The 4,602-nt window shown below is 69.3% G+C and carries 3 protein-coding genes; 1 reads left to right on the top strand and 2 read right to left on the bottom strand.

The window, feature by feature from the left end; all coding sequences use genetic code 11:
* The first annotated feature begins 95 nt into the window (after positions 1-95).
* Complete coding sequence (locus AC2W7M_RS20180; protein ID WP_486134400.1) at positions 96-2,921, top strand: YhdP family protein; 2,826 nt, start codon at positions 96-98, stop codon at positions 2,919-2,921.
* Between the two features lie 21 nt (positions 2,922-2,942).
* Here AC2W7M_RS20180 and AC2W7M_RS20175 read toward each other — a convergent pair whose 3' ends face one another.
* Entirely contained in the window at positions 2,943-3,716 is a 774-nt protein-coding gene (locus AC2W7M_RS20175; protein ID WP_486134398.1) for a ferredoxin--NADP reductase, read from the bottom strand.
* Between the two features lie 76 nt (positions 3,717-3,792).
* On the bottom strand, positions 3,793-4,602 hold an 810-nt coding region (locus AC2W7M_RS20170; RefSeq protein ID WP_486134396.1), incomplete at its 5' end, for a D-glycero-alpha-D-manno-heptose-1,7-bisphosphate 7-phosphatase.

Below are 4,602 nucleotides of genomic sequence, written 5' to 3'. Positions count from 1 at the left end.
GGAACCGGCGCTGCGCACGGCGGCGCCAGCCGCCCCGGACGGCACCGCGGCGGCCTCGACCGATCCGCTGGTGCTCGAGGGCGCCCGCCCGCTGGATGGAGGAACTGGAGGCGGCCGGCTTCGATGGCGGCGCCCTGGCGGACGTGGGCCTCAAGAACGGCACGCTGATCGTCGAGAATGAGAGCTCCGGCCGGCGCATCGTGTTCGACAATATCGGCGTCCGCCTCGCCCGGCCCGTGGGCGGCGGAGCCCAGCTCACCTTCACCTCCCAGGGCCGCACGGCATCGCACGCGTGCCGCATCGCGCGACGGGACGGGGCGCGCGCCATCGAGATGAAGCTCGACAACGTGTCGACCCGCGACCTGGTCCAGGCCTTCAGCCAGGACCACCGGCGCTTCTACATGGACACCCCGCTCAATGCGACGCTCACGGCCCGCCTCGGCCGCGACGGCGTGGTCCAGGCGGCCAAGGCGGACCTCACCTTCGGCGCCGGCGCCATCGGCAATGGCGAGGCGGTGGATGAGCGCTTCCACATCGACGCGGCGCATCTGGAGGCGGTGCTCGATCCGGCCCGCCGCATCATCGCGCTCGGGCCGATCGTCGCCACCAAGGGACAGAACCGCATCGGCCTCAAGGGCGAGGTCGCGGTGCCCGCCCGCATCGGAGATCCCTGGCCCTTCACGCTCGGGGCGGACGGCATCGTCCTGGCGGGAGAGATGCCGGAGCCGCCGGTCACGCTCGACAAGGTCGCCGTGTCCGGCCGCTGGACCAGCCCGGACAGGCGCCTCGTGGTGGACAAGGGCTTCGTCGGCGGCCCCACGGGCAGCATGACCTTCACCGCGGCCTTCGATTTCGGCATGGCGGTGCCGACCCTGTTCTTCGACGCCTCGACCACGCCGCTCCCCGCGGCGACGCTGAAGCGCGTCTGGCCGGTGTCGATCGCCCCGCCGGCGCGCCAGTTCATGGTGGAGAACGTGTCTGCCGGCACCACCGACAGCCTCACCGTCGCCGTGCGCCTGCCCATGGACCTGATCGGCCAGAAGCAGGTGCCGCTGCCCGACGGTGCGGTGGACCTCAAGGTTGCCGCGTCCGGCGTCACGGTGCGTCCGGTCCAGGGCCTGCCGCCGGTGGCCGGCGCCAAGCTCGCCATCGCCGTCACCGGGCGCAGCGTGCGCATCACCATGCCCTCCGGCACCGTGGTGACGCCGCAGAACCGCAAGCTCGCGGTGAGCGACGGCATCATGCTGATCCCGGACTATTTCCCGCGCGAGCCAACCTCGCAGATCACCGTGAAGTTCGAGGGGCCGGCCGATGCCGGCATCGAGATTCTCGGCATGGAGCCGCTCAAGGGCCCCACCGGCACCGCCTTCGATCCTTCGACCACGCGTGGGCGCCTTTCGGCGCTGCTGCAGGTGAACATCGTCTTCCGCCAGGTGATGAAGCCGGAGGACATCGACTATTCCTTCGAGGCCTCGCTGACCGACTTCGGCGTGGACAAGGTGTTCCACGGCCAGCGCCTGGAGGGCGCCACCGTGAAGGCCTTCGCCTCGCCCGCCGGCGTGGTGCTGCGCGGCGAGGGCCGGCTCGGCGGCGCGCCCGTGGCCTTCGAGTATGAGAAGAGGAAGGACGTCGCCGATTCCGACATCCGCGTCAGCGCCAATCTGGACGACGCGGCGCGCGAGCGCCTCGGCGTGGACGTGCCGGGCATCTCCGGCACCCTTGGCGTGCGGCTCGTGGGGACCACCAACAACAAGGACACCCGCGCCAGCATCGAGGTGGACCTCACCGCGGCGCGCATCCAGGACCTCATACCCGGCCTCTCCAAGCCGGCCGGCAAGGCGCTGAAGGCGCGCTTCACGCTCAACGACCGCGGCCCGACGGTGCGGCTGGAGGACCTCGTGCTCGATGGCTCGGGCACGCTCCTGAAGGGATCTCTGGAACTGGCCGACGGCGGCGACCTGCTCGGGGCCCAGTTCCCGACCTTCCAATTGTCCGACGGCGACAAGGCCTCGCTGCGCGCCGAACGCGCGGGCGACGTCCTGAAGATCCGCATCACCGGCGAGGTGATGGACGCGCGCGGCATCATGAAGAGCCTGGTCTCGACGCCGCCGCCCTCCAAGAAGCCGCAGAAGACGCCGGACGTGGACGTGGAGGCCAAGATCGGCGCGCTCACCGGCAATTTCGGCGAGGTGCTGCGCCAGTTCGAGCTGCAGACCAGCCGCCGCGGCGTCGAGATGCGCAACTTCGTCCTGACCGCGAAAGCCGGCAGGGACGGCGCAATCGCCGGCGAGATGCGATCGGTCCAGGGCCGCCAGCGGGCGCTGCACGTCTCCACCTCGGACGCCGGCGCGATGCTGCGCTTCCTCGACATCTACGCCAAGGTCCAGGGCGGCGAGGCATGGGTGGTGATCGACCCGCCGCGCAACGACCAGACCCCCCAGGAAGGGGTGCTCCACATCCGCGACTTCGCCATCAAGGGGGAGCCGGGCCTCGAGCGGCTCGCCAGCGCCGCCCGCGACAGCTCCGGGCGGGTCGAGGCGGGGTCGGCGGCATTCGAGAAGGCGCAGGCCCAGTTCGCCCGCACCACCGGCAAGGTGACGTTCCGTGAGGGCGCCATCTGGGGCCCGTCGGTGGGCGCCACCTTCGACGGCACGCTCGACTTCGCGCAGGACCGCATCGCCATGCGCGGCACCTTCGTGCCCGCTTATGCGCTCAACAACATCTTCTCGAAGCTGCCGGTGATCGGCCTGTTCCTGGGCGGCGGACCAAACGAGGGCCTGCTGGGGGTGACGTTCGAGATCGTCGGTCCGATTTCCGCCGGACCGACGCTGCGCATCAACCCCATGTCGGCGGTGGCGCCGGGCTTCCTGCGCAAGATCTTCGAGTTCCGCGATTCCAACGCCCAGCCGCCGACGCGGTAGGGCGGCCGCGCCGAAGGCGGCTCAGCGCTCCACGAACGCCTTCTCGATCACGTAGTGGCCGGGATCGGACGCGCTACCCTCCTTGAAGCCCCGGCTCTCCAGCAGATCCACCACGTCCTTCAGCATCTGCGGGCTGCCGCAGAGCATCAGGCGGTCATTCTCGGGGCTGATCTCGGGCAGGCCGAGATCGGCGAACAGCTTGCCGGACGTGATCAGGTCGGTGATGCGGCCCTGGTTGCGGAACGGCTCGCGCGTCACGGTGGGGTAATAGATCAGCTTCTCCGCCACCAGTTCGCCGATGAACTCGTCGTGCGGCAGCGTGGTGGTGAGGTAGTCGTCATAGGCGAGTTCGGCCACCGTGCGGGTGCCGTGGATGAGCACGATCTTCTCGAACCGCTCATAGGCTTCCGGGTCCTTCACCACCGAGAGAAAGGGCGCAAGGCCGGTGCCGGTGGAGAGCAGCCACAGGGTGCGGCCGGGCAGCAGGTTCTCCTGGATCAGCGTGCCGGTGGGCTTGCGGCCCACCAGGATCTTGTCGCCCACCTTGAGGTGCTGGAGCCGCGAGGTGAGCGGCCCGTTGGCCACCTTGATGGAGAAGAACTGCAGGTCCTCCTCGTAATTGGCGGAGGCCATGGAATAGGCGCGCAGCAGCGGCCGGCCCTCCAGCAGCAGTCCGATCATAGTGAACTGGCCATTGAGGAAGCGGAAGCCGGGGTCGCGGGTGCAGGTGAAGGAGAACAGGGTGTCGGTCCAGTGATGGACGCTCTTCACCGTCTCTTCGTTGAAATTGCTCATAGCGAAATCCAAATCCATGGGCCGCAGGAACGGCCGAGAAATACCGGTTCATCCTGTGGGATGCGTCAATTCCACCTTACAGGATGTGATCTGGCGGAAAAAGTGCGACGCCATGTCTCGACACCGGCTTATCCGTCGCCGCTGACGGCTCTGGCTCAGCCGAAGATTCCGGCGTCGCGACGTCCGCCGCCATCGCTTCGGCGACGCTTGGTGCGGCCCTTGGTGCGACGTCGGCCGGAACGGGCGGGGCAGGTTCCGCCTCCGCCGCGACGTCCTCCGCCACGGGCATCGGCTGCGGAACATTGCGCTCCGCCAGAAGCAGCGGCCCGAGAAAGGCGGCGAGATCCTCGGTCTCGAACTTCGCGCAGTCCACCCCTGCGGCCCGGCCGGCGCCCATGTCGCTGTCCTTGTCGCCCACCATCAGGCTCTTCTCGCGCAGCACCGGCCAGTGCTCCATGAGATCGATCAACATGCCCGGCGCCGGCTTGCGCCAGCCGGTGGGCCGGCGGTACGCCTCGATCAGCGCGTCAGGATGGTCCGAGCAGTAGCGGATGTCGTCCAGATGGGCGCCGAAGGCGCGCAGGTGCCGCTGGAGCGTGGCGTTGCAGCGCTCCACGTCCGCCTCGGTGTAATAGCCCCGTCCGACCCCCGACTGGTTGGTGACGAGGAAGACGTAGAAGCCGAGGTCGTTGGCCTGCTTCACCGCCGCTGCCGCGCCCGGCAGGAAGACCAGCCGGTCGGGATCGTAGACATAGCCATAGTCCACGTTGAGCGTGCCGTCGCGGTCCAGGAACAGAGCCGGCCGGGGCGAGCGGATCGTCGGTACGGCAGCCGCTCCGGCGCCGGGGCAAGCCGTCCGCCGAAGCGTCGCGGCCTCGGCCAGGCG

Source organism: Xanthobacter sp. BG11Y11_SDJG, from assembly GCF_057364445.1.
The sequence above is the reverse complement of the archived record's forward strand: the minus strand, read 5'-3'. Positions and strand labels throughout refer to the sequence as shown.